Origin of the sequence: Nocardia sp. SSK8 (assembly GCF_037034205.1) — a bacterium.
Classification (GTDB): domain Bacteria; phylum Actinomycetota; class Actinomycetes; order Mycobacteriales; family Mycobacteriaceae; genus Nocardia.
The window spans coordinates 122,315-146,610 of the sequence record NZ_JBAGKD010000001.1 but is presented as its reverse complement, the minus strand read 5'-3'; the positions used below and the strand labels follow the sequence as shown (position 1 = coordinate 146,610).

Annotated in this window: 19 protein-coding genes; 9 read left to right on the top strand and 10 right to left on the bottom strand. The window is 71.9% G+C overall.

Features of this window, described 5'->3' with window-relative positions; translation table 11 throughout:
* Window positions 1-13: 13 nt before the first annotated feature.
* Window positions 14-592 carry a PPA1309 family protein gene (locus WA675_RS00650; protein WP_336081007.1) on the top strand — a complete coding sequence of 193 codons (579 nt, stop codon included), beginning with the start codon at window positions 14-16 and terminating at the stop codon, window positions 590-592.
* Window positions 593-616: 24 nt separating this feature from the next.
* Here the strand turns inward: WA675_RS00650 and WA675_RS00645 are convergent, their stop codons facing one another.
* Window positions 617-1,642 (bottom strand): YlbL family protein, encoded by a 1,026-nt coding sequence (locus tag WA675_RS00645; RefSeq protein ID WP_336081005.1) that lies wholly within the window; start codon window positions 1,640-1,642, stop codon window positions 617-619.
* 127 nt (window positions 1,643-1,769) lie between these two features.
* Here WA675_RS00645 and WA675_RS00640 point away from each other — a divergent pair, with 127 nt between their 5' ends.
* From WA675_RS00640 to WA675_RS00630, 3 genes are all read left to right on the top strand, one after another.
* Window positions 1,770-3,179, top strand: a complete 1,410-nt coding sequence (locus tag WA675_RS00640; protein ID WP_336081004.1) for a zinc-dependent metalloprotease — start codon at window positions 1,770-1,772, stop codon at window positions 3,177-3,179.
* 204 nt (window positions 3,180-3,383) lie between these two features.
* Window positions 3,384-4,259 (top strand): TOMM precursor leader peptide-binding protein, encoded by an 876-nt coding sequence (locus WA675_RS00635; protein ID WP_336081002.1) that lies wholly within the window; start codon window positions 3,384-3,386, stop codon window positions 4,257-4,259.
* A gap of 44 nt (window positions 4,260-4,303) precedes the next feature.
* Window positions 4,304-5,653, top strand: a complete 1,350-nt coding sequence (locus WA675_RS00630) for an ABC1 kinase family protein (protein ID WP_442945526.1) — start codon at window positions 4,304-4,306, stop codon at window positions 5,651-5,653.
* A 34-nt stretch (window positions 5,654-5,687) separates the two neighbouring features.
* Here WA675_RS00630 and WA675_RS00625 read toward each other — a convergent pair whose 3' ends face one another.
* The 5 genes from WA675_RS00625 to WA675_RS00605 form a co-directional block, all read right to left on the bottom strand.
* Window positions 5,688-6,107, bottom strand: a complete 420-nt coding sequence (locus WA675_RS00625; protein WP_336080999.1) for a MerR family transcriptional regulator — start codon at window positions 6,105-6,107, stop codon at window positions 5,688-5,690.
* A complete protein-coding gene (locus tag WA675_RS00620; protein ID WP_336080996.1) occupies window positions 6,097-7,605 on the bottom strand; it encodes a SulP family inorganic anion transporter in 1,509 nt (502 codons plus the stop codon). Before WA675_RS00620 ends, WA675_RS00625 begins: the two co-directional genes overlap by 11 nt.
* Before the next feature lie 205 nt (window positions 7,606-7,810).
* Window positions 7,811-8,104: a WhiB family transcriptional regulator gene (locus WA675_RS00615; protein ID WP_442945525.1), complete on the bottom strand. Its 294-nt coding sequence runs from the start codon at window positions 8,102-8,104 to the stop codon at window positions 7,811-7,813.
* A gap of 135 nt (window positions 8,105-8,239) precedes the next feature.
* On the bottom strand, window positions 8,240-8,566 hold the full coding sequence (locus WA675_RS00610; protein ID WP_336080995.1) for a hypothetical protein: 327 nt from the start codon (window positions 8,564-8,566) through the stop codon (window positions 8,240-8,242).
* A gap of 110 nt (window positions 8,567-8,676) precedes the next feature.
* Window positions 8,677-10,830 (bottom strand): ATP-dependent DNA helicase UvrD2, encoded by a 2,154-nt coding sequence (locus tag WA675_RS00605; protein ID WP_336081825.1) that lies wholly within the window; start codon window positions 10,828-10,830, stop codon window positions 8,677-8,679.
* 120 nt (window positions 10,831-10,950) lie between these two features.
* On the opposite strand from WA675_RS00605, the gene WA675_RS00600 reads away from it, so the two are divergent.
* Window positions 10,951-11,181 carry a mycoredoxin gene (locus tag WA675_RS00600; protein WP_336081824.1) on the top strand — a complete coding sequence of 77 codons (231 nt, stop codon included), beginning with the start codon at window positions 10,951-10,953 and terminating at the stop codon, window positions 11,179-11,181.
* Here the strand turns inward: WA675_RS00600 and nudC are convergent, their stop codons facing one another.
* The 4 genes from nudC to WA675_RS00580 form a co-directional block, all read right to left on the bottom strand.
* Window positions 11,182-12,075, bottom strand: a complete 894-nt coding sequence (gene nudC, locus WA675_RS00595) for an NAD(+) diphosphatase (protein ID WP_336080993.1) — start codon at window positions 12,073-12,075, stop codon at window positions 11,182-11,184.
* A gap of 33 nt (window positions 12,076-12,108) precedes the next feature.
* Window positions 12,109-13,164 carry a potassium channel family protein gene (locus WA675_RS00590; protein ID WP_336080991.1) on the bottom strand — a complete coding sequence of 352 codons (1,056 nt, stop codon included), beginning with the start codon at window positions 13,162-13,164 and terminating at the stop codon, window positions 12,109-12,111.
* Between the two features lie 76 nt (window positions 13,165-13,240).
* Window positions 13,241-16,972: an ATP-dependent helicase gene (locus WA675_RS00585; RefSeq protein WP_442945524.1), complete on the bottom strand. Its 3,732-nt coding sequence runs from the start codon at window positions 16,970-16,972 to the stop codon at window positions 13,241-13,243.
* The gene (locus WA675_RS00580; protein WP_336080989.1) at window positions 16,969-20,718 is read right to left on the bottom strand and encodes an ATP-dependent helicase; all 3,750 of its coding nucleotides are present in this window, start codon (window positions 20,716-20,718) and stop codon (window positions 16,969-16,971) included. The genes WA675_RS00585 and WA675_RS00580 overlap by 4 nt, the downstream gene beginning before the upstream one ends.
* 115 nt (window positions 20,719-20,833) lie before the next feature.
* Between WA675_RS00580 and WA675_RS00575 the strand changes: the two genes are divergently transcribed.
* From WA675_RS00575 to WA675_RS00560, 4 genes are all read left to right on the top strand, one after another.
* Window positions 20,834-21,625: an alpha/beta fold hydrolase gene (locus WA675_RS00575; protein ID WP_336080988.1), complete on the top strand. Its 792-nt coding sequence runs from the start codon at window positions 20,834-20,836 to the stop codon at window positions 21,623-21,625.
* Between the two features lie 4 nt (window positions 21,626-21,629).
* Window positions 21,630-21,950: an MGMT family protein gene (locus WA675_RS00570; RefSeq protein ID WP_336080986.1), complete on the top strand. Its 321-nt coding sequence runs from the start codon at window positions 21,630-21,632 to the stop codon at window positions 21,948-21,950.
* A 222-nt stretch (window positions 21,951-22,172) separates the two neighbouring features.
* Complete coding sequence (locus tag WA675_RS00565) at window positions 22,173-23,918, top strand: NTP transferase domain-containing protein (protein ID WP_336080985.1); 1,746 nt, start codon at window positions 22,173-22,175, stop codon at window positions 23,916-23,918.
* 193 nt (window positions 23,919-24,111) lie between these two features.
* The gene (locus tag WA675_RS00560) at window positions 24,112-24,267 is read left to right on the top strand and encodes a hypothetical protein (RefSeq protein WP_336080984.1); all 156 of its coding nucleotides are present in this window, start codon (window positions 24,112-24,114) and stop codon (window positions 24,265-24,267) included.
* The last annotated feature ends 29 nt before the right edge of the window (window positions 24,268-24,296 follow it).

Here is a 24,296-nt window from a genome sequence, read left to right as displayed (position 1 = left end):
ATTGGATGGGCGGGTGACCGAAGACGAGCACGCCGAAGTTCTCCTCGCCCGCTGCGTGCGCGAGGTCGTCGAGTTCACCGACGCCGAGGGCTGGGGCAATCCGCCGCAGATGTTCGCGTTGGTACCGACCGCCGAGCTGGCCGCGGCCGAACCCGATCTGCAGGATCAGCTCGACGAGGGCAGCGAGCTCACCCCCATCGCCCAGGAGGCCTTCCCGGACGACATCACCGGCGGCTCGATGGCCCTCGACGAGTTCCTGGCCACCACCACCTGGCCGCCCGCGGTCGAGGGCTGCGTGCTGGTGCAGGAGATCGTGGTGCTGCCGCCGGACGCCGAGAGCGACCTGGACGAGGCACTGGTGCCGCTACTGGCCGACGACGACGCCGCCGACGCGGCCGGGCGCGCCGCCGCCCACGCCCACCCGGGCCGCCGCGACGCGCGGCTCATCGCGGGCGTGTTGCGCCAGGGCTCCTCGCTGGTGCTGCTGCAGATCCGCCCCGAGGACGACGACGGCTTCGGCGACCTGGACCTGCGCACCTACCCGAATCTGGCGCCGGGCCTGGTCGAGGCCCTGCACCACACCCTGGAGTGATCAACCGCGGCGCCAGCCGCCGTGTCAACCGCAGCTGACCGCCTCGCGGCCCGCGTCGATGTCGGCGAGCGAGGCGACGGCGCTGTCCAGGGTGTCGACCTTGACCAGGCGCAGACCCTCGGGCACGCGCTGACGGGCTTCGTTGCAGTTGTCGGCGGGGACCAGGAAGGTCTCCGCGCCCGCCTCGCGCGCGGCGATCATCTTGTATTGAATGCCACCGATCGGGCCGACCTTGCCGTCCTGGTCGATGGTGCCGGTCCCGGCGACGAACCGGCCGCCGTTGAGTTCACCGGGTGAGAGCTTGTCGATCAGCGCCAGGCTGAACATCAGGCCCGCCGAGGGTCCGCCGATGTCGGCGAGATTGAACTCCACCCGCAGCGGCGGGCGCCCGCCCTCGCCGACGCCGACGCCCATGTAGGGCTTTTCCGGCTCATCCGGGAGCGGTGCCAGCACGATCGCGGCGGTGTGCTCGCCGTCGCCGCGGCGGTAGACCACCGAGACGGTGTCGCCGGGGCGCTTGGCCGCGACGTGGTCGACCACCTGCTGGGGGTCGGTGACCGGGGTGCCGTCGATGCTGATCAGCTCGTCGCCGTCGGCCAGTACGCCGTTGGCCGGGCCCTCCTCGAGGACCGAGCGCACCACCACGGCGGTCGGCATCTTCAGGAAGTGCAGCGCGGCGACCTCGGCATTGCTCTCGGAGTTCTTGAACTGCTGCTGGTTGGACTTGTCGACCTGCTCGCGCGTGACATCGGGCGGATAGACCTCCGAGCGCGGCACCAGGCCGTGCTCACCGCTGGCCCAGAACCCGAACGCCTCGAACAGGTTGAGCCCGTCGCGCACCGACACCGTCGTCATGTTGAGGTGGCCGGTGGTCGGGTCCACGGGTGCGCCGGTGATGTCCACCACCTGTTTGCCGTCGACCTCGCCGAGCGTGTCGAAGGTCGGGCCCGGGCCCAGCGCCACGAACGGGACGGTGACCACACTGCCGACCACGCCGAGGACGAGGACGGGCACCAGGGCGACGATCAGGGTGAGGATCCGGCGATTCACTCCGCCCACAGTAATGATCGACCGGGGTGACCGACGGCAGTGGCACGCATTTGCGCCCTCCGCGTGTGGCGCGATTTCGCGATCCGCGAACACCGAGGCCCAGGGGGGTCCGCGTAACGTAAGAGGTATGAGCGATCTCCCCTTCGGCTTCTCGAACCGCGACGACGACGAGTCCGGCAAGCGTCGCGACGAGGGCAACGGCCCCGGCGGATCCGACCCGTTCGGGTTCGGTGCCGCGGGCGCGGGCGGGTTCGACCCCTCGCAGCTGGGTCAGATGCTGACCCAGCTGGGGCAGATGATCAGCGGCATGGGCCAGGGCATGGGCCCCGGCGGCGGCCAGTCCGGCCCGGTCAACTACGACGTGGCCAAGCGGCTGGCCCGCCAGCAGCTCGGCGCCTCGGTCGCCCCGATCGCGTCGGGCACCTCCACGGCGGTCACCGACGCCGCGCACCTCGCCGAACTGTGGCTCGACGGCGCGACCGTGCTGCCCGCGGGCGCCACGAAGACGGTGGCCTGGACCGCCAACGACTGGATCGAGGAGACGCTGCCCACCTGGAAGCGCCTGTGCGACCCGGTCGCGGAGTCGATCTCGGGGATGTGGACCGCGCAGCTGCCGGAGGAGGCCAAGCAGTTCGCCGGGCCGATGGTGGGCATGCTCGGCCAGATGGGCGGGCTGGCGTTCGGCTCGCAGCTCGGGCAGGCGCTGGGTCAGCTGGCCAAGGAGGTGCTGACCTCCACCGATATCGGGCTGCCGCTCGGCCCGGCCGGGACCGCGGCCCTGCTGCCCACGGCGATCTCGGCGTTCAGTGCGGGTCTCGAGCAGCCCGAGAGCGAGATCATGGTGTTCCTGGCCGCCCGCGAGGCCGCTCACCAGCGCCTCTTCGCGCATGTGCCGTGGCTGCGTCAGCAGGTGCTCGGCGCGGTCGAGGACTACGCGCGCGGGATCAAGATGGACTTCTCCGCGCTGGAGGAGGCCGCCCAGGGCATCGACCCGATGTCGCTGAGCGATCCGTCCAAGCTCGAGGAGCTGCTGTCGCAGGGCACCTTCGAACCGCAGACCACGCCCGAGCAGAAGCAGGCGCTCGAGCGCCTGGAGACCCTGCTGGCGCTGATCGAGGGCTGGGTCGACGTGGTGGTCATCGACGCGGTCGGTGAGCGGCTGCCGGGCGCGAACGCGCTGTCGGAGACGCTGCGCCGCCGCCGCGCGACCGGCGGTCCGGCAGAGCAGACCTTCGCCACCCTGGTCGGGCTGGAGCTGCGCCCGCGCAAGGTCCGCGAGGCCGCGGCACTGTGGCGCAGGCTCACCGTCGACGCGGGTGTGGACCGCCGCGACGGCGTCTGGGCGCACCCCGACCTGCTGCCGGACTCCAGCGATCTGGACGCCCCGGCCGGGTTCATCGATTCCGTGATCGGCGGCGGCACCGGCGCTTTCGACGATCCGCTGGCCCAGCTGGCCGAGACCGAGGCGCGTGAGCGCGACGAGGCCGAGCGCGGTAAGTCCGGCGACGACCCGGAGCCGGGCACCGACGAGCGCTGAGGCAACCGCCTTCGCGAAAAATCTTCGTCATCCGGTGCCGCGACACGGTTCCCGGTCTCGCGGGTGATACCGAATCGCGGTCGTGAGCAGCAGTGACGCGAGTTGTCCACAGTCGTCCCCCGGTGGCTCGACACGCCGAAAACCTGTGGATAACTTCGCCTTCGGCGACCGTCCGGCGACGGGCGGGTGCCGATACTTCGAGGCATGACCACCACGACGCCGCTGCGCGGGCCGATGCTCCACCCCCGCGTCACCACCCTGGTTCGACCGTCGGGCACCGTCCAGCTGGGCTGGGACCCCGAACGCGCGCTGCTGCTCGAGACCACCGAACTCGACACCGGCACCGTGCTCGCGTTCCTGCGCCTGCTCGACGGGATGCAGTCCCGGCCACAGATCATCTGGCGGGCAGGCGAATTCGGCATCAGTGCGGCCCAGGCAGGCACCCTGCTCGCCGCGATCGAGCGCGCGGGCCTGCTGCTGCGACCGGAACGAAAACAGGCCAGGATCCGCGAGATCACGGTGCACGGGCTCGGCCCGCTCTCCGACGCGGTGGCGATGGGGCTGCGGCGAATGGGTCTGCGGCCCACCCGTTCCCGCGAATACCGGTCCGATCGTCCGGTCGGGGCCACCGGCTGCGACCTGGTGGTCCTCACCGACGCGCTGATGGTCGACCCGCGGCTGGCGGTGGACCTGGTGCTGCGCCGGGTGCCGCACCTGCAGGTGCGGGTGCGTGACGGGGTCGGCGTGGTCGGGCCGCTGGTGCTGCCGGGCGAGACCAGCTGCCTGCGCTGCGCCGATTTGACCCGCACCGGATTCGACGCGGACTGGCCGCATCTGGCCGCCCAGCTGCTCGGGCGCACCGGCCACGCCTCCCCCGCGGGCATCGCCGCCACCACGGCGCTGACCATGAACGAGCTGGAGGCGATCGTCGCGTGTTCCCCGCAGCGGCGCCCCGGCACCCTCGACGCCACCCTCGAACTGGATCTGGACACCCACCAGGTGCATCGGCGGCCGTGGTCACCACATCCGGAGTGCGGCTGCCGCGCGCTCGCTACCAGGGAAACGGGGGCGCGGTCATGAGGTGTGAGCATTCCCATGGCACACAGGGCACCGGTTCGGCCATGATGGGTGATGTGTCCGAGATCGTGCGCCGCAGTTCCAGCCGCAATGCCAAGTTGGCCAAAATTCCCCTCGGCATCGCCGGACGAGCCGCCGTCGGTTTCGGCAAGAAGCTCGTCGGCGGTGACAAGCAGGAGATCAACGCGACGCTGAACCAGAAGGCCGCCGAGCAGTTGTTCGCCGTGCTCGGTGAGCTCAAGGGCGGGGCGATGAAGTTCGGCCAGGCCCTGAGCGTGATGGAGGCCGCGGTCCCGGAGGAGTTCGGCGAGCACTACCGCGAGGCGCTCACCAAGCTGCAGGCCGCCGCGCCGCCGATGCCCGCCGCGACCGTGCACCGGGTGCTCGACCAGCAGCTGGGCACCAAGTGGCGCGAACGGTTCCAGTCCTTCGACGACACCCCCGCGGCCTCGGCCAGCATCGGTCAGGTGCACCGGGCGGTCTGGTCCGACGGGCGCGCGGTGGCGGTGAAGGTGCAGTACCCCGGTGCCGACGAGGCGCTGCGCGCCGATCTCAAGACGCTGTCGCGGATGACCGGCCTGCTGTCCTCGGTCATCCCGGGCGCCGATGTGAAGCCGCTGCTGGCCGAGATCACCGAACGCACCGAGGAGGAGCTCGACTACCGCACCGAGGCCGCCAACCAGCGCCGCTTCGCCGCCGCCTTCGACGGGCACCCGCACATCGTGGTGCCCAAGGTGGTGGCGGGCGCGCCGAAGGTGATCGTCACCGAGTGGCTCGACGGCACCCCGGTCTCCGCGCTGATCAAGGCCGGTGCCGAGGACCCGGAGGGCACCAGGGCCCAGCGCAACCGGATCGCCGAGCTCATGGGCACCTTCCACTTCTCCTCCCCCGAGCTGGCCGGGCTGCTGCACAGCGACCCGCATCCCGGCAACTTCCTGATCCTGGCCGACGGCAGGCTGGCGGTGCTCGACTACGGCGCGTGCGCGCCCATGCCCGACGGCTTCCCCGACATCCTGGGCCGGATGCTGGCGCTGGCCGTCGACGAGCAGCACGAGGCGCTCACCGAGCTGCTCTACGAGCACGGCTGGGTGATTCCGGGCCGCACGGTGACCCACGAGGAGATCGAGGCGTATCTGCGCCCGTTCAGCGATCCGATCCGCACCGATACCTTCCACTTCACCCGCCGCTGGATGCAGCGGGTGGCGGGCAAGGCCTCGGAGTTCTCCAGCCCGGAGATGAAAACCGCACGGGCCCTGCAACTCCCACCGCAGTACCTGATGATCTTCCGGGTACTCGGCGGCTCGGTCGGCATCCTCGCCCAGCTCGACGCGGAACTCGGCTTCATGAACCTGGTCCGCACCTGGGTCCCCGGCTTCCGCACCGAACAGGCGTCCTGAGGTACCGCACCCGCCGGTGCGCGGTTGTGGTGGCTCAGGCCGGGGATTCGGAGGTCAGCGTGGCGAGCAGGCCGGTGAACTCCTCGGCGTAGGCCAGCTGCCGCCGGAGCCGGTCGGCGCTGTCGGCGGCCATGCTCCGGAACGCGAGCAGGTCCGCCTGGGCGGCGGCTCGCGCGGCGGGGTCGGCCGCCGGGTCGGCGAGGACATCGACGGCATCGAGCAGCTGCTTCATCTGTGCCAGGGTGAAGCCGAGCGGCTTCATGCGGCGGATCACCAGCATCCGGTCCACATCGGCCTCGGTGTAGAGCCGGAACCCGCCCGCCGAACGGGCCGACGGTTGCACCAGCCCGACCTCGTCCCAGTGCCGGATCGACTTCAGCGACAGCTCGGTCCGCTCGGCGACCTGCCCGATCTGCAAGTAGCCGCCGGGCTCGGAACCCACGTCAGTGCCCACCGGCCAGATGCCCGGACAACCGGTCGTGCCGAGCTTCCGAGGCCGCGTTCAACCCGATGATCTCCACGTGTTTGCCCTTGGCGGCGTATTTGGTGGTGATCGCGTCCAGGGTCGCCACGGTCGAGGCGTCCCAGATGTGTGCGTCCGACATGTCGATCACGATATTGGCCGGGTCACCGACGTAGTCGAATTGGTAGACCAGGTCGTTGCTGGAGGCGAAGAACAGCTCGCCACGCACCTTGTAGACGCGGGTGTCGATCGCGCCGTCGTGGTCGGTGTCGGACTCGGAGACCTTGTCCACCTCGGTGAAGTGCGCGACGCGGTGGGCGAAGGCGACCATCGCGGTCAGCACACCGGCGATCACGCCGTAGGCCAGGTTGTGCGTCGCCACGGTCACCGCGACGGTCACCGCCATGACGGCGGTTTCGGCGATCGGCATGCGCCGCAAGGTCTTCGGGGCGATCGAGTGCCAATCGAAGGTGCCGACCGCGACCATCGTCATCACCGCGACCAGCGCCGCCATCGGGATCAACGCGACCACATCCCCGAGCCCGACCACCAGGATCAGCAGGAACGCACCGGCCAGGAACGTCGAGATCCGGGTACGGGCACCGGAGGACTTCACGTTGATCATGGTCTGGCCGATCATGGCGCAACCGCCCATGCCGCCGAAGAATCCGGTCACGATATTCGCCACGCCCTGTCCCCAGCCTTCGCGGGTCTTGTCGGAGTGGGTATCGGTGATGTCATCGACCAGTTTCGCGGTCATCAGCGACTCGAGCAGCCCGACCAAGGCCATCGCCAGGGCGTAGGGGGCGATGATCTCGAGCGTGTCGAGGGTGAACGGGACGTCCGGGATCAGCCAGGACGGCAGGCTCGACGGCAGCTCGCCCTCGTCGCCGACGTCGGGCACGTTCAGCGCGAACGCGATGGTCGCCGCGGTCAGCAGCACGATCGCCACCAGCGGCGCCGGAACCACGGTGGACAGTCTCGGCAGGAACACCATGATCACGATGCCGATCGCGACCATCGGATAGACCAGCCACGGCACACCGAGCAGATGCGGGATCTGGGCGGTGAAGATGAGGATGGCCAGCGCGTTCACGAAGCCGACCATCACGCTGCGCGGGATGAACCGCATCAGCCGCGCGACCCCGATCACGCTGAGCACGATCTGCAGCACACCGGCCAGGATGACGGTGGCGATCAGATAGTCCAGGCCGTGGTCGGCGACCACCGGCGCGACGACCAGCGCGACGGCTCCGGTCGCGGCCGAGATCATCGCCCGGCGTCCGCCCACGACGGCGATCGTCACCGCCATGGTGAACGAGGCGAACAGCCCGACACTCGGGTCGACCCCGGCGATGATCGAGAACGAAATAGCCTCCGGGATCAGCGCGAGTGCCACCACCAGACCACCCAGCACCTCGATCCGCAGCCGCTTCGGACTGCGCAACGCCGTCAGCACCGCGCCGTCGTCGGCGGTGCGCTGTGTCATCGACACTCTCGCTCTTCCTTCCCTCACCACAGACCCCGAGGCGTGGAGACGCCACGAGCCTCAGAACTCTACCCTTACGGGAGGGTAGAGTTTCCGCGGCGGGAGGGTGACGTGGCCAACGCCGCCTCGGCCATCCGGAAGACAAACGAACCGCCCACCAGAACTCGGTGAGCGGTTCGCTTGCGGTACAACCCTTCTCCGGGGTTCATGCCGGGATCGCGACCTTGCGCGGGCGGCCACGGGGGCGCTTGCGGGCGATCACGACACCCTGGTCGAAGATCTCACCGCCCCACACACCCCACGGCTCGGCACGGTCGATGGCCGCGGTCAGGCAGCCCTTACGGATCGGGCAGGCGGCGCACAGGGCCTTGGCCTGCTCGAGATCGGTGGGGCTCTCGGCGAACCACAGATCGGGGTTTCCGGCGCGGCAGGGCAGGGACGCCACGGTTCGGCATGTCACGTCAGTAGTGGCGCTCGGCCAGTCCTGGGCGGTGAACACGTCGTTCTCCTTCAGCTCGTTTGCAGTCGTGGTGTTCGGTGTGCGAACCCGGGGCCTGCGGCGGGAGAGCCGAAAGAAAAAGGCCACGGAATTCGCTTCTCGCGATCCGTGGCCAGGAGGTCTGGGAGGAGTTCCCTACCTAGTTCGACATTTCTGTCGAGACCTGAGCACGGTCGCTGGGTGGACACGGAGGCGGATTGCGCCGGCGAACTCGGGTGCGTACCCGAATTCATCGGCCGGAGCTGCCGACGCCGGAACGGCGGTCGGCTGCCAACCCACGCTGGGCTTGCCCTGGAGACGAATCGAGGTGTGCTGATGCACGAGAGTCATCGGCACAGCGGTGGTATCGACGCCGGACAGACCGGTCCCCTGCAGAGCGAGGACCCCCCGGGAGGCGGAAACCATGGACGCGTTCACCAGCGCGCGATTGCCCATCGCGAACATTGCGGTGTTGCTGTTCATCTGACTGCCTCCCTCCTGAACTCGTGTGCTGATAATTACCGCGCACCGAGATCACTCTCGGTGCGTGTTCTCCACCATAGGCAATGATCGAGAACCGAACAACCTATTTTCTACCTGCGGTTTTGTGTTGTTGCCCGCATCCGCGACGCCACGATGGCCAGCACGTCGGCGCCGTACTGCTCGATCTTCTTCGGGCCGATGCCCGCGATCGAGGCCAGCGCGGCGTCGTCGGTGGGCAGCTGTTCGGCGACGGCGGTGAGCGTGGTGTCGGTGAACACGACGAACTCGCGCACCCGCAGCGCCTCGGCCTTCTCGGCCCGCCATTCCTTCAGCGCGTCGAGCAGTTCCTGGTCGAGTTCGGCCGGGCAGCGCCTGCATCGGCCCAGCATGGTGGCGTAGGTGCCGATCAGCGGTTTGGCGCAGACCCGGCACAGTGGGCGCTTGCCGTCGACGTCCTTGGGCCCGGTCGCCGCGGCGATCCGCGAGGCCGGTGATTCGTCGGGAACCAGCCCCGTCAGGAAGCGCGAGCGCCTGCGCACCCGGCGCCTGCCCTCGGTGCGCGCCAGCGCCCAGGAGATGGTGAGGTGCTCGCGCGCCCGGGTGACACCCACATAGAGCAGCCTGCGTTCCTCCTCCAGCGCCGCCTGGTCGCTGGCCTTGCCGTCATCACCGAGGACATGCTGGATGGGCAGCGTGCCGTCGCTGACACCCACCAGGAACACGGCGTCCCACTCCAGCCCCTTGGCCGCGTGCAGCGAGGCCAGGGTGACGCCGTCGACGGTGGGCGGATGCTTGGCCTCGGCGCGGGTGGCCAGTTCGCGCAGCAGGCCGGTGAGGTCGATCTCCGCGTCGTGGCCGACGAGTTCCTCGGTGAGCTGCACCAGCGCCAGCAGCGAGGACCAGCGCTCCCTGGCCTGGGCGCCCGCCGGTTCCTCGGCGGTGAGCCCGACCGGGGCCAGCGCGGCCCGGACCAGCGTAATCAGCTCGGACCCGCTGCGCGCCTCGTCGGGCAGATCGTCACGCGCGTCGACCTGGCGCAGCGCGAGCACCGCCTGGCGCACCTCCGGTCGCTGGAAGAAGCCCTCGCCGCCACGCACCTGGAACGGGATGTCGCGCGCGCTCAGGGCCTGCTCGAAGGGCTCGGACTGGGCGTTGATGCGGTAGAGCACCGCGATCTCGGCGGCGGGGGTGCCCGCCGCGATCAGCTTCTTGATCTTCGCGGCGACATCGGCGGCCTCGGCGGGCACGTCGGGGTACTCGGCGAACTCCGGTTCCGGGCCGTCGGGGCGCTGGCCGATCAGCGCCAGCCGGGTGCCCGCGATCCGGCCACGGGCCGCGCCGATCACCCGGTTGGCCAGCGACACCACCTGCGGGGTGGAGCGGTAGTCGCGCTCGAGCCGGATGACGGTGGCGTCGGGGAAACGGCGGGAGAAGTCGAGCAGGTGGTTGGGGCTGGCGCCGGTGAAGGAGTAGATGGTCTGGTTGGCGTCGCCGACGACGGTCAGATCGTCGCGCTCGCCCAGCCAGGCGTCGAGCACCCGCTGCTGTAGCGGGGTGACGTCCTGGTACTCGTCGACGACGAAGCTGCGGTAGCGGCCGCGGAACTCGTCGGCCACCGCCGGGAAGTCCTCGAGCGCGGCCGCGGTGTGCAGCAGCAGGTCGTCGAAGTCGAGCAGCAGGCCGTCGGCGGAGGTCTTGGCCGATTCGTAGCCCGCGTAGACCTGGGCGACCCGGGTGACCTCGGCCGGGGCGTCGCGGTGGTGGCGCGCGGCGGCGGCCGGATAGTCCTCGGGGGCGATGAGCGAGGCCTTGGCCCATTCGATCTCGCTGAGCAGGTCGCGGATCATCTCGGTGGCGGTGCCGAGCCCGGCGCGGTGCGCGGCCTGGGCGACCACCGGGAACTTGCTGTCGAGCAGCTGCCAGGGCACATCGCCGACCACCTGCGGCCAGAAATAGCGCAGCTGACGCAGCGCGGCGGCGTGGAAGGTGCGCGCCTGCACCTGCCCGGCCTCCCCGCCGAGCCCCATCGCGCGCAGCCTGCCGCGCATCTCCCCCGCCGCCCGCGCGGTGAAGGTGACGGCGAGGACCTGATCGGGCTTGACGTGCCCGCCCGCGATCAGGTGCGCGATGCGATGGGTGATGGTCCTGGTCTTGCCGGTGCCCGCACCGGCGAGCACACACACCGGCCCCCGGGGCGCCCGCACCGCGGCGGCCTGTTCCGGGTCGAGGGCGCTGAGATCGAGTGCTGGCACGCGCACCATCATGACAGCGCCCGCCGACAACTCGCCGCCGCGCCTGGTCACCGGCCCGCGCGCCCGGTCAGGAACACCACGACCACCGCACGCGTTGCACATCGCGTGACTGAAGCAACCCCTGATCTGACGATGTACTCGACCACCTGGTGCGGCTACTGCCGCCGCCTCAAGACCCAGCTCGACGAAGCGGGCATCACCTATCAGGTGATCGACATCGAAGAGGACCCCGCCTCGGCCGAGTTCGTCGGCAGCGTCAACAACGGCAACCACGTGGTCCCCACGATCAAGTACCGCGACGGCTCCACCGCCACCAACCCGTCGCTGGCCGCCGTCAAGAAGGCCCTGGCCGCGCAGAGCTGATCACCGCTCCGCCCAGGATTCGATGATGGTGCGGGCGATCGAGATCGATCCGGGGACGAGGAGGCGGGCGTCGGCCGCGCGGGCCGACCAGTCGCCGAGTCGCAGGGCCGCGCGGACCTCGTCGCGGGTGAACCAGTGCGCCTCGGCGATCTCGCCGTCGGAGAACACCAGTTCCTGGGCCGGGTCGCCGACCGCGGCGAAGCCGAGCATGAGCGAGCGCGGGAACGGCCACGGCTGACTGCCGAGGTATTCGATCTCGCGCAGGTCGACGCCGACCTCCTCGCGGACCTCGCGTTCCACGCAGTGCTCGAGCGACTCGCCCGCCTCCACGAACCCGGCCAGCAGCGAGAACATGGTGGCGGGCCAGGTGTGCTGACGCGCCAGCAGCACCCGGTCGGCACCATCGTGGACCAGGCAGATCACCGCGGGATCGATGCGCGGGAACTCCTCCTCGCCCGCCGCGGTCAGCCGCGACCAGCCGCCGCGTGAGGAGATGGTGGTGGTGCCGTCGCCGCCGTGGAAACCGGCACGGTCGTGCCAGTTCAGCAGCGCGTAGGCGGTGGCGAGCAAGTCGGCGGTGAAATCGTCCACCGCGCCCAGCGCCCGCAGATCCTTCAGTGTGCCGTCGAGCTCGGGTTCGCGCACCGCCCACAGGTGCGCGCCCTCGGCGACACCCAGGAACACCGCGCCCGGACCCGGCTCCGCGGCCACCGTCAGCGCCGCGTCGAGCACCACGCCCGAACTCTCGACCCGTACCTTTCCGCGCAGGTCGACGCGCAGCACCCGGGCCTTGCCCCACCCCTCGCGCAAGGCGTCGGGGTCGAGCCGCACGTGCTCGGCACGATCGATGGTGGAACGCGACAGCAGCGGAACGTCTTTCAGCCGGAACGACACACTGTCGAGCCTAGCCGGTCCGGCCCCGGCGCGTTATTTGCCGGTGTGCCGGATGTAGAGCAGCTTGTCGCCGTTCTCCAGCGCGTCGACCTGCGCGTCGCCCACCCGGATCAGCTCCCCGGCACGCACCACACCCAGCACGATGTCGCTCAGGTGCCGCGGCGAACCGCCGACCTCCCCCGGCTCCACCTCGCGCTCGGCCACCGCGAAACCCTGCTCCGGGGTGAGCAGGTCCTCCATCATCTCCACCACGGTCGGGGTGGTGGTGGAGATGCCGAGCAACCGGCCCGCCGTCTCCGACGACACCACCACCGAATCCGCGCCGGACTGGCGCACCAGGTGGGTGTTCTCCGCCTCGCGGATGGCGACGGAGATCTTGGCGGTCTTGTTCAGCTCACGCGCGGTCAGCGTCACCAGCACGGCGGTGTCGTCGCGGTTGGTGGCCACCACCACCGCCGCGGCGCGCTGCACGCCGGTCAGCCGCAGCACATCGGACTTGGTCGCCGAACCGTGCACGGTGACCAGGCCGACCCCGGCTGCCGCCTCCAGCGCCACGGCATCGGTATCGACGACGACGATGTCGGAGAGCTGGACCCCGTCGGCGACCATCGCGTCGATCGCGGTGCGTCCCTTGGTGCCATAACCGACGACGACGGTGTGGTTGCGCACGGTGTGCCTCCATCGCTGAATCTTGAACGCCTGCCGCGACCGTTCGGTCAGCACACTGAGCGTGGTGCCGACCAGCACGATCAGGAACAGGATGCGCAGGGGGGTGATGACGATCGTGTTCACCAGGCGCGCGGACGGGGTGACCGGGGCGATATCGCCGTAGCCGGTGGTCGACAGCGAGACGGTGGCGTAATACATGGCGTCGAGGAACGACAGCTCGTCGCCGCTGTTGTCGTGATAGCCGTCGCGGCCGATGTACACCACGGTCGCGGCGGTGAACAGCAACCCGATGGCGAAGAGCACGCGGCGGGTCAGCGAGATCCAGGGACTGGATTGGGTGGCCGGAATCCGCAGCAGACCCACCAGCGCGTAGTCGGGACTGCTACCCAACCCGACCTGGGTGCGCGTGTCACCGAACATCCAGCGCTCCTGTGTCTAATAGCGGCTCCAGAGAAGACCGACCAGCTTTGCCGGTCGGTGTGGTCAGCGTATCGGCTCAAGGCTGTTCGCGGCGATCGGCGTCGGTGTTTTCCGGGGCCGCGTCGTGGATCAGGCGGGCCAGTTCGGCCGGGCCTGCCAGGTTCTTCGGGGCGATGGTGCGGCCGGAGCGCACGTAATGGAAGGCGGCGCCTACGCGTTCGAGCATCGTGGCCTCGGTGGCGCCGGTGCTCGCGGCCATCAGGCGGGCCCAGGCCAGGCGGTAGACGGCGAGCTGGACGGCGACGGCGGGTTCGTCGGCGGGGCCGGGTTCGGCGCCGGTCTTCCAGTCGACCACGATCCAGCGGCCGCCGGGTTCGGCGAAGACCGCGTCCATCCGGCCGCGGATCACGGTGCCCGCGATGCTGGTCTCGAACGGGACCTCGACGTCGATCGGGTTGCGGTGCGCCCACGGGGAGCGGCGGAAGGCGGACTGCATGGCGGCCAGTTCCTGGTCGGCGCGGCCGAGTTCGGCGGCACCGTCGGCGGCGCCGGGCAGTTCGTCCATGCCCAGCAGCTGGTCGGTGCCGAACCACTGCTGCACCCAGGCGTGGAAGGCGGTGCCGCGCCGGGCCATCGGGTTGGGCGGGTACGGCAGCGGGCGGCGCAGGCGGGCGGCGAGGCGGGCGGGGTCGGCGCGCAGTTCGACCAGGGCGGTGGCGGGGAGCTGGCCGGGCAGTTCCACCTGCTGGTCGGCGCGTTCGGCGGCGGTGAACTCGGCCAGCAGGGCGTCGACGTCGGTGGCCCAGCCGTCGGGGTCCTCGGCGTCGTCGGGGGTGGGTTCGGCCGGGCTGCCGCGCAGCTGGTCGAGGGCCGTGCGGACCAGGGCGGCGCCCTGTTCGATCGGGTCGCGGCGGGCGCCGAGGGGGTCGCGCGGCCACTGGGCGGTCGGCGGGTTGTCGGCGAAGGGGTTGACGGCGTCGGGGGCGGGCGGGTCGTCCCAGCGGGCGACGGTGGCCGTCCCGAAGGCGGCGCTGCCGGGGTCGTCGACGGCCTGTTTGAGTTCGAGCAGGAACTCCGACGGACCGCGCGGCGAAGTGCCGGTCTCGGGCCAGTGGTAGGCCGAGACCAGCAGCACCCGTTCGGTTCTGGTGAGCGCGACATAGAACAGGCGGCGTTCCTCGTCGAGCCTGCGGGCCTTGAGCGCGGACTTGTGGGCGACGATGGCGCGCTCGAGTTCGGCGCGGTCGGCCAGCCCGGTCAGGTCCAGGACCGGTACGCCTTCGGCGGCGTCGGGCTGGGCGCGGTCGCCGCGCAGGGTGGTGGGGAGTTCGGCGAGCGCGCCGAGCCAGGTGCTCAGCGCCGTGCTCGACGGGAACACCGACGCGCTCACGTGCGGCACCGCGACGACCTCCCACTCCAGTCCCTTGGCCGCGTGCACGGTGAGAATCTGCACCCGGTCACGCGCGACCTCCACTTCGCCCGGCTCCAAACCGTTCTCGACGGATTCGGCGGCGGTGAAGAAGGCGAGCAGCCCGCTCAGCGAGGCCCGGGTATCGGCCGCGTATCCCGCCACGACATCGGCGAACGCGTCCAGGTGCTCCCGCCCCGCGCCCCCACCCGCGATGGCCCGGCGGGCCTGGGTCTCCACCCCGACGCCGATGGTGCGCTCGACATCGGCGACGAGCTCGACCAGCGGCTGACCACTGCGCTCACGCAGCGCCGCGAGTTCCTCGCTCAACGCGACGATGCGCGTGTAACCCGCCTCCGAATACTGGTCCGGCGCACCGGGATCGGCGATGGCGTCGGCCAGGCCCGCCTGTTCGGTGGGTTCGGGGGCGACCTCGCGCAGGGCGCTGGCCAGGCCCGCGGCATCGGTGATGGCGGTGGCGGTGTCCCCGGACAGGCTGCCGATCGAGAGCATCCGCGCCCGTTTGGCCAGGGCCGCCAGATCCGCGACCCCGATCCGCCAACGGGCACCGGTCAGGATCCGCACGGCCGCGCTGCCCGTCCCCGGCTCGGCGATCAGCCGCAGCGTGGCGACGATATCGGCGACCTCCGGCGTGGCAAGCAGCCCACCGAGCCCGACGATCTCCACCGGTAAGCCCTGCTCGCGCAAGGCTTCCGCGAGCGGCGCCGCATCGGCATTGCGCCGGATCAGCACCGCCGAGGTGGGCGGCTCGGCCTCCGCTTCGCGGGCCGCCGCCCACTCCCGGGCGATTCGCTCGGCGACCCAGTCCCGTTCCTGCGCAATCGTTTCGGTGACGGCGAACTCGACGGTGCCCGTTTCCGCCGCGGGCTTGGCCCGCAACGCGTCCACCGTCGCACCCCCGGCGGCCCGCGCCCGCACGCGCAGCGGATCGGCCACCAGATTCGCCAGCGCCAGCGCCTCGGGCGGATTGCGCCAGCTCGTCAACAGCGGCAGCACCGGCGCCGGAACTCCCGGCGCCGCGGGGAAATCGGTCGCGAACCGGGGCAGATTGGCCGCCGAGGCACCGCGCCAGCCGTAGATGGACTGCATCGGATCGCCGACCGCGGTCACCGCGAGCGCCCCGCGCCCGCCGCCCGCTCGCCCATCACCGGGATCGGCGTCCCGCTCCCCTATATCAAGCGCGGGCGCGCCGTTTCCCCGTTCACAGATGCCCGGTGTGTGTCCGGATCTGCTGTCTCCCTGCGACTCTCGCCCGGCGGCATCGCCCACACCGCGCGTCGCGGCGGCGTGATCGCGCCCGTCCCGGAGGCCCACCTCCGTGCCGGGCGCGGTCGCGCCACGGGTCGCCTGGTCGGGCGTCTCCGGCTCATCCATTGCCCACAGGGCATTGACCGGGGGTGGCGGACTCGGCTCGGTGTTGCGGCGCCGCGTCGGTGGTGAGGTGCGGTGGGGTTGGGCGGCGTCGGCGTCGCCGAACAGGGCCGAGAGCAGGACGCGCTGGGCGTGGCCGGTGTCCTGGTATTCGTCGAGCAGGACGAGTGCGAAGCGGGCGCGTTCGGCGGCGGCGACCTCGGGGTGGTCGACGGCCAGGCGGGCGGCCAGGGACATCTGGGAGCCGAAATCCAGGGCGCCACGGCGGTTGAGGGCCTCGTCGAGCTGGCGGACCAGCGGGAGCAGGGCCACGCGGTCGCGCTGCGCGGTCACGATGTTCTGGAGTTCCTGTTTCGGCCCGCCGCGCTGACGGGGACCGGGCGGCAGCGTGAAGACCAGCTTCTCGAGTTCCGCGTGCGCCTCGGCCAGCTGTTCGGGTTCCACCAGGTGTTCGGCGAGCTGACCGGCCAGTGCGAGCACCGCCTCGGTCACCGAGACCGGCGTGCGATCGGTGTCGAGATCGCCGTCCCAGGAGCGCACCACCTCGTGCGCGAGCTGCCAGAGCTGGGTCTGGGTGAGCAGCGCGGCCGAGGGTTCCACCGGCAGCAGCAGGCCGTGCGCGGTGAGCAGCCTGCCCGCGTAGGAGTGATAGGTGCTGATCTCGGGTTCCGCCCCGGCGATCACCGTGCGCAGCGCGCCGCTCGGGTCGATCTCGCGCAGCAGCGGCGCGCCCGCCAGCCGGGCGAGCCGGGTGCGGATGCGGGCGGTGAGCTGCTGGGCGGCCTTGCGGGTGAAGGTGAGGCCGAGCACCTCGTCGGGGGACACCAGCTGGTTGGCCACCATCCACACCACGCGCGCGGCCATGGTCTCGGTCTTGCCCGCCCCGGCCCCGGCCACCACCAGTGTCGGTCCGGGCGGGGCCGCGATGACGGCCGCCTGTTCGTCGGTGGGCGCCGGGAGACCGAGCGCGTCGGCCAGCCGCTGCGGGGTGACGCGCACGCCGCTCACTCGTCGGTCACCTGCCGTCCGGTGTCCTGCACCGGGCAGCTGCCCGCGACCGGGCAGTGCCTGCACCCGTCGTTGCGGACCGCCAGGTATTCCGGTCCGCGTGTCGCGGCGGCGGCATCGTGAATGGTGCCGCGCCACTTGTCCAGTCCCTCGCCGTCGAGGGCGCTCTGTTCGCGTTCGGTGGCGCCGGTCTGCTTGTGCCGCTTGGCGACATAGACCAGGCGGGCGCCGCCGGGCTCGGTGGCCGCCTCCTCGTCCTCGTCCAGGGCGCCCGCCGCGGCGGCGACCTGATAGGTGGCCAGCTGGGCGTGCTCGGCGACGTCCTTGGCGCTGACCGGCGTCTTGCCGGTCTTCACGTCGACGATCACGAAGCGCCCCTGCGCATCCCGCTCCAGCCGGTCGATCCGCCCGCGGATGCGCACCGCGCGCTCGCCCTCGGCGCGGGCGGGCAGCACGCAGTCCACCGGCACCTCCACCCCGGCCTGGGTGAGTTCGCCGCGGGTGGTCCGCACCCAGGCGAGGAAGGTCTCCAGCATGGCCTCGGTGCGGCGTAGTTCCTGGCGCGAATGCCAGCCTGCGGCCGGGTCGATCGTCTTCCATGCCTGGTCGAGCGCGGCGCGCACCTGGGCTTCGGGCACGTCACCGGCCAGCGCCTGCACCAGGGTGTGCACGAGATTGCCCTTGAGGGCGTGCGGGTTGTCGCCGTCGGTGCCGCCGTGCCGTTCCAGCGCCCAGCGCAGCGGACAGGTGCGCAGCAACTCGACCGTGGACGGTGAGAGGCCGACGGGGGAATCGTCGTCGTCCCAGAGTTCGCGCCGGGAACTGAGTTCGGCGGTGCCGTACCAGTCGTCGGGGTCGGTGCCGGGCACGCCCGCGTCGGCGAGGCGGGCCAGCTGGTGGGCGGCGCGGTCGCGGCGTTCGGGCGCGGCCGCGGGATCGCACACCACCCCGCGCAGTTCGGCGACCAGCGCGTGCATGACCAGCGCGCGACCGGGATCGGCGACGGGCAGGGCGCCGGGTTCGCCGGTGTCGTCGTCGCCGAGGAGTTCGGTGAGGAAGCGCGAAGGCACCAGATCCTGGTCACCCACCGCCGATTCGACGGCGGTCACGAGCAGCGAGCGGCGCGCCCGGCTGCACGCCACCAGCAGCAGCCGCCGCTCCTCGGCGAGGATCGGCGCGGCCCGGCTGGTGGTGGCGCCCGGGTCGACTCCGGCTACCAGATCGACGAGGTCCTCGGTGTGCAGCAGGGTGCCGCGGGCGCGCGGGTTGGGCCAGATGCCTTCCTGCACGGCGGCCACCGCCACCACATCCCACTCCCGGCCCGCCGCCGCGTGCGCGCTGAGCAGCGAGACGGCCTCGCCCTCGGCGGTCAGCGGCCTGCCCTGTTGCGGAATCTGCTGGTGCAGCAGGTATTCGACGAAGCCCTCGATGCTGGCGCGGGGCAGCCGGTCGACGTATCCCGCTGCCGCGTCGAACAATTCGACGGACGCGTCGAGATCGCGGTCGGCCTGCATACCCGCCGCGCCACCGCGCCGGGACTGCCGGAACCAGCGCCGCTCCAGCCGAGAACTCGTCCACAGGGTCCACAGCACGTCTTCGAGTCCCTGGCCCCTGGCCCGGGTCTCCTCGGCCTTGCGGACCGCGCGCAGCACCCGCTGCAAGGGCGCGGCCTCCACCTCGGTGAGCCGGTCGAGCAGGCGTTCCTCGCCGATCCCGACGATGAGGTCGCGCAGGACCTCCGCCGAGGACTGGTCGATCAGCGGGACCACCGGCGGTTCCGGTTCGGGGCGGGGCGGTCCGGCGAGCGGCGGTGGCGCGGCGGGTGGGGTTTCGGTGTCGAGGAGGTCGATGTCGTCGGGGAGGTCCTCGGCGCGGTCCCAGGCGGGTTCGGGTTCCGGGCGCAGAGGGTCGTCCGGATCGGGTTCGGGGGGGAGCCAGTCGTCGTCGAGGGGGTCGGGATCGGGCAGTTCCGGTGGCGGCGGCGGTGTCTCGTCCCACAGGAGGAACTGTTCGGTGTCGTCGGTGTGCGGATCGGCGTGGGTCAGCCCGGCGCGTTCGAGGTCGAGCACACCGCGGCGCACGCCCCGGCGCAACCGGCGCAGCGCGATCTGGTCGGCGCCGCCGAGTGGACCGGACAGCAGGTCCATGGCGTCCTCCGGGGAGAACACCGCATCGATCGCCCGCCGCGACCCGGGCCGCGACGGATCCCCCGCCAGCAGCACCCGCAACGCCAGCACCATCCACGCCGCCCCCCGCCTGCGAGCCAGCGGTTCGTGCACCGCGGGCCTGCGCACCGGCACCCCCGCCGCCAGCAACGCCCGCCGCAACGGCGCCAGCGACAACGGCACCGACCGCACGATCACCGCCATCTCCGACCACGGCACCCCATCGGTCAGATGCGCCCGCCGCAGATGGTCAGCGATCAGCGCCGCTTCTTTGGCGGCGGTCCCGAGCACCCGCACCCGCACACTCGCCTCAGCCAGTTCCGGGGGCGGCGTGCGCGCGTCGACGTCGTCCACCTCCGGTGCCGCAGACCGTGCGTGCGTGTCGATGTCGTCCGGCGCCGCCGACCGCGCAGGCTCGGCGCCCATGTCGAACAGCCCCGCGGAGGTGGCCGAATTCGTCTCGCCGACAGCGTGTTCCGTGTCATCAGGCGCTTCGGTCCGCTGACCCGGCAGGACCCGGTGCCGCGCACTGCCCGGCAGCCGGGCCGCGATCCGGGCCGTGGTGAGGCGGATCGGATCGCCGCTGCGGTGGTTGTGGCGCAGGATGATCCGGCGTCGCGGGCTGGTCTCCAGGTCGGTGAGGAAGGCTGGGTCGGCGCCGCGGAAAGTGAACACGCTCTGGTCGGGGTCGCCGGTGACCACAGTGCTCGCGGTGCCGCTGCCGATCGCGCGCACCAGCATGGCGGCCTGCGGGTCCAGGTGCTGGGCGTCGTCGACGAGCAGGTAGCGGATGCGGTCGCGTTCGGCGGCGAGCAGGTTGCGGTCACCGGCCAAGGCGTCGAGGGCCGCGCCGACCAATTCGGCGGCGTCGAGGGCGGGGGCGGTGGCCTCGGGGGCGGCCACGCCGACCGACCAGCGCAGCAGGGATGCCTGTTCGTAGCGTTCGAAGAACCGGCCCGCGGCCACCCAGGCGTCGTTGTCGTGCTCGCGACCCAGGGCCATCAGGTCCTCGGGGCCGAGGCCGCGTTCGGTGGCCCGCAGCATGAGGTCGCGCAGTTGCTCGGCGAAGCCGCCGAGGGTGAGCGCGGGGTGCAGGCGCGGGGGCCACAGGCCGGTGGCGCCCGCGTCGATATCGGCGAGGTCGCCGCGCAGCATCTCGCGCAGCACCGCGTCCTGTTCGGCGCCGGTGAGCAGCCGGGGCGGCGGATTGCCGTGCAGGTCGGCGTGGCGGCGCAGCACCGAGAAGGCGTAGGAGTGCAGGGTGCGCACCATCGGCTCGCGGCTCGCGCCGGGAATGCCGCCCGCGTGCGGACCGAGCTGGGTGGTGATGGCGTCGCGCAGGGCCGCGGCCGCGTGCTTGGTGTGGGTGAGGACCAGCACCGATTCGGTGTCGGCATCTGCGCGGATCCGGGCGGTCACCAGGTCCACGAGCAGCGCGGTCTTGCCGGTGCCCGGGCCGCCGAGCACCTGCCACGGCAACCAGCCGGGCCGCGGCGGGGCGGGCTGGGCCTGCTCGTCGAACAGCGCGCGCACAGCGGCGCCCCAGGCCCGCGGCCGGGGCGCCCGTGTCGTTCGGCGCACTAGTCGCACCGAGCTATCCGATCGCACCACATCGGCTATTGCAACAGACCCCTCCGACACGCCGCCGCCACCCCACGCGGGGGACGTGCTGCGCGACCCGGCCCGACCGGCCAGAATGGCTGTCGTGTCGTCGCTTCATGTGCACCGGTTCGGCCCCGCCGACGGTCCCGTCGTCCTCGCCCTGCACGGTCTGACCGGGCACGGCAACCGCTGGGAAACCCTCGCCACCGAATACCTGCCCCAGGCCCGTGTCCTCGCCCCCGACCTGCGCGGACACGGCCGCTCCCCCTCGCTGCCCCCGTGGGATTTCGAGACGATCGTCGACGATCTCGCCGAGCTCCTGCGCGCCGAGACCACCGACCCCGTGGTGGTCGTCGGGCATTCCTTCGGCGGCGCGGCCGGCATCCGCCTGGCCCGGCGGCACCCCGAGCTGGTGCGCGCGCTGGTGCTGCTCGATCCGGCCCAGGGCATCGACCCGAAACTGCTCGAACAGATCGCCGCGGCCAACCTCGCCTCCCCCGACTACACCGACATCGCCGAGGCCCGCTCCGACAAACAGGTCAGCGCCTGGGGCCCGGACGAGGTGGACCCGGCGCTGCTGGAACGCGAACTCGCCGAACACCTGGTGCCGACGAGCGGCGGCCGGGTCGGCTGGCGGATGTTCCAGCCCGCGATCACCTCGTACTGGGGTCAGCTCGCGCGCCCGGCCGTGCTCCCGCCCGCCGAGCTGCCGACGGTCCTGGTGCGCGCGGCCAAGGTGACCCCGCCGTACGTGACCGCCGAGTTCCGCACCGCCCTGGCCGCCCATCTCGGTGACCGGCTCACCGCCTACGACTGGGAGTGCGACCACATGGTCGCCCAGGCCCGCCCCGCCGAGACCGCAGCCCTCATCGCCGCGGTGCTCTGAGGCGATGGCCGCCACGACGGAGGAACAGGTCGAGCGGGTGCGCGCGTTCGTCGCCGCCATCCCGCCCGGCCGCGTGGCCACCTACGGCGATATCGCGGCCGCCGTCGGCCTGTCCTCGGCCCGCACGGTCGGCTGGATCATGCGCACCGACTCCGCCGACCTCCCCTGGCATCGCGTCCTCGGCGCCTCCGGCCGCCCCGCCGCCCACCTGGCCGCCCGCCAGCTCCGTCTCCTCGCCGACGAGGGCGTCCCCATCACCGACGGCCGCGTCGACCTCCGCGCCGTCCGGCTGTGTGACCACCCTGACCCCGGGCGGCGGCCCTGACCGCCAGGACCGACGCAGACCGAACCCGGGGCGGGCGCCGTCACGGCAGCGGGGTCACCGCGCCGCGACGCCGCGGCCACGCCACGACTGTCGCGGACCGAATCCGGCAGCGCCCCGCACGGCAACGGCGGTCGCCGCGCGGGGCGGGGTGCGCGGCGAGGTATCGGGGGCGGACGCGATTAGCATCGAAGACGTGCTGATCCTGCGATTCCTTCCCCGCCGATGACGACCGCCGAGGCGATCGTGCTCGCCGGTGGGCGCGCCAGCCGGATGGGTGGGGTGGACAAGCCCGCCATCGTGGTCGGCGGGCGGTCGATGCTCGAGGTGGCGCTCGCGGCGGTGGACAAGTGCGGGGCGATCGTCGTGGTCGGACCGCATCGCCCGGAGCTGGACGGACGGATCGGGCAGGTGCGCGAGGTGCCGCCGGGTTCGGGGCCGGTGGCCGCGATCGCGAGTGGGCTGGCCGCGCTCCCCCGCGAGGGCGCGCCGTGGGTCGTGGTGCTCGCCGCCGACATGCCGTTCCTCACCCCGGACGCGATCGACGAATTGCTGCGCCGCGCCGCCGGTTCCACCGCCGACGCCGTCTTCGCCATCGACGCCGCGGGCCGCCCGCAGTACCTGGTCGGCGCGTGGCGGCGCAGCGCCCTCGACGCCGCGCTGGCCACGCTGGAATCCCCGGTGAACCAGCCGATGAAGGCGATCGTGCCCGCCGAACCCCTGCTGGTCGAGCTGCCCGACACCGGCGACTGCGATACCGAGGACGAAGTCCGCCGCGCCCGGGCCCGCCTGGCCGCCGAACGGGCCCCCACCCGCCTGGATCTCACCGAGGCCAGGGCCGTGCTCGGTGCCGAGTCCACCCCGCTGGTCGCCTACGAGGCCGCGCTGGGCGAGGTCCCCGGAGCTGCCCTGGCCGCCCCGCTCATCGCCGCGGGCGCCCTGCCGCGCTTCGACGTCTCCGCGATGGACGGCTACGCCGTCGCCGGGGACGGCCCGTGGGTGCTGCGCCGCGATATCGGCTTCGCCGGTGGCGCCCGCCCGGCGGGGCTCGGCGCAGGCGAGGCGGTGCGCATCGCCACCGGCGCGCACGTCCCCGACGGCACCACCTCGGTACTGCGCGACGAATTCGCCATGCTCACCGGCGAGCACCTCGCGCGCCGCCCCGACACCCCGGTCCGCGGCGATATCCGCACCCGCGGCGAGGACCAGCTGCCCGGCGACGTGGTCGCCCCCGCGGGCACCCGGGTGAGCGCGGCGCTGCGCTCGGCGGCGGCCTCGGTGGAGGTCACCGCCGCGCGCGTCCGCGGTCCGGTGCGGGCCCGCGTGGTGATGACCGGTGACGAGATCCGCGCCACCGGCCCCCTGCAGACCGGCCAGACCCGCGACTCGATCGGCCCGGTGCTACCCGACCTGCTCACCGGCCTCGGCGTGCGGGTGATCGATCGCGTGCACCTGCGCGACACCGCGCACGGTTTCGACGAGATGCTCACCGCCACCGAGGGTTTCGATCTGCTGGTGGTGGTCGGCGCGACCGGCGGTGGCGCCGCCGATCAGCTGCGCGCCGCCCTCGCCCGCGTCGACGCCCACATCCTGGTGCCGAGACTCGCACTGCGGCCGGGTGGTTCGACGATCGTCGCCGAATTACCCACCGGCCCTACCGTTCTCGGCCTGCCGGGCAACCCTTTCGCCGCCGTGGCGATCCTGCTCGCGCTCACCCCGGCCGTCGTGGCGGGCCGCACCGGCGCGCCCCTGCCGCGCCCGATCCTCGGCCCGCTGCACAACGCGGCGGCCATCGCGGGCCCGGTCCAGCGCATCACGCCCGCCCGCTACGCCCCCGAGGGCGGCTGGCTCGGTGAGGCGCGGGTGCGCACCGCACATCTGGCCGGGCTGATCGACTACGACGGTCTGGTGATCGTAGGCCCCGACGCCGCCGACGGCGACCGCGTCGAATTCCTCCCGCTGCCCTGCTGAGACCCGCCCCGAGCGTCTGGACACGCCGCTTTCCCGCAGGTCAGGATGCTATTTCGACGCCAGCTGTTCCCCTGCACCGTATCGATGCCTATCGTGGATCGAGTCAGGCGTAGCCCGCCCTGCACCACGAGACGGATTGCGTCGGACGTGCATTAGGCGAATTACTCATCCCTCGGAAAGGACCGTGTGGAGAATGGCTGACAAGTCGAAGAAGACGCCTAAGAAGATGCCCAAGCAGATGCCGCGCCAGCAGCAGCAACAGCGGCAGGAGCAGGGCGAGAACATGCAGGGCGGCACGCGAGCCGGCCAGGACGACCGGCGTGAACCGCGCCGCCCCGGCCATCTCTGATATCCGTGTGTCGACGAGCCGCCGGAACT

Bases quoted from the DNA above. Each gene is read 5' to 3' on its own strand.
- WA675_RS00620 (WP_336080996.1), bottom strand. From the start codon at position 7,605: ATGACACAGCGCACCGCCGACGACGGCGCGGTGCTGACGGCGTTGCGC.
- WA675_RS00610 (WP_336080995.1), bottom strand. From the start codon at position 8,566: ATGAACAGCAACACCGCAATGTTCGCGATGGGCAATCGCGCGCTGGTG.
- WA675_RS00605 (WP_336081825.1), bottom strand. From the start codon at position 10,830: ATGATGGTGCGCGTGCCAGCACTCGATCTCAGCGCCCTCGACCCGGAA.
- WA675_RS00630 (WP_442945526.1), top strand. From the start codon at position 4,304: ATGGGTGATGTGTCCGAGATCGTGCGCCGCAGTTCCAGCCGCAATGCC.
- WA675_RS00590 (WP_336080991.1), bottom strand. From the start codon at position 13,164: ATGTTCGGTGACACGCGCACCCAGGTCGGGTTGGGTAGCAGTCCCGAC.
- WA675_RS00640 (WP_336081004.1), top strand. From the start codon at position 1,770: ATGAGCGATCTCCCCTTCGGCTTCTCGAACCGCGACGACGACGAGTCC.
- WA675_RS00635 (WP_336081002.1), top strand. From the start codon at position 3,384: ATGACCACCACGACGCCGCTGCGCGGGCCGATGCTCCACCCCCGCGTC.
- WA675_RS00575 (WP_336080988.1), top strand. From the start codon at position 20,834: ATGGCTGTCGTGTCGTCGCTTCATGTGCACCGGTTCGGCCCCGCCGAC.
- WA675_RS00570 (WP_336080986.1), top strand. From the start codon at position 21,630: ATGGCCGCCACGACGGAGGAACAGGTCGAGCGGGTGCGCGCGTTCGTC.
- WA675_RS00565 (WP_336080985.1), top strand. From the start codon at position 22,173: ATGACGACCGCCGAGGCGATCGTGCTCGCCGGTGGGCGCGCCAGCCGG.
- WA675_RS00560 (WP_336080984.1), top strand. From the start codon at position 24,112: ATGGCTGACAAGTCGAAGAAGACGCCTAAGAAGATGCCCAAGCAGATG.
- WA675_RS00600 (WP_336081824.1), top strand. From the start codon at position 10,951: ATGTACTCGACCACCTGGTGCGGCTACTGCCGCCGCCTCAAGACCCAG.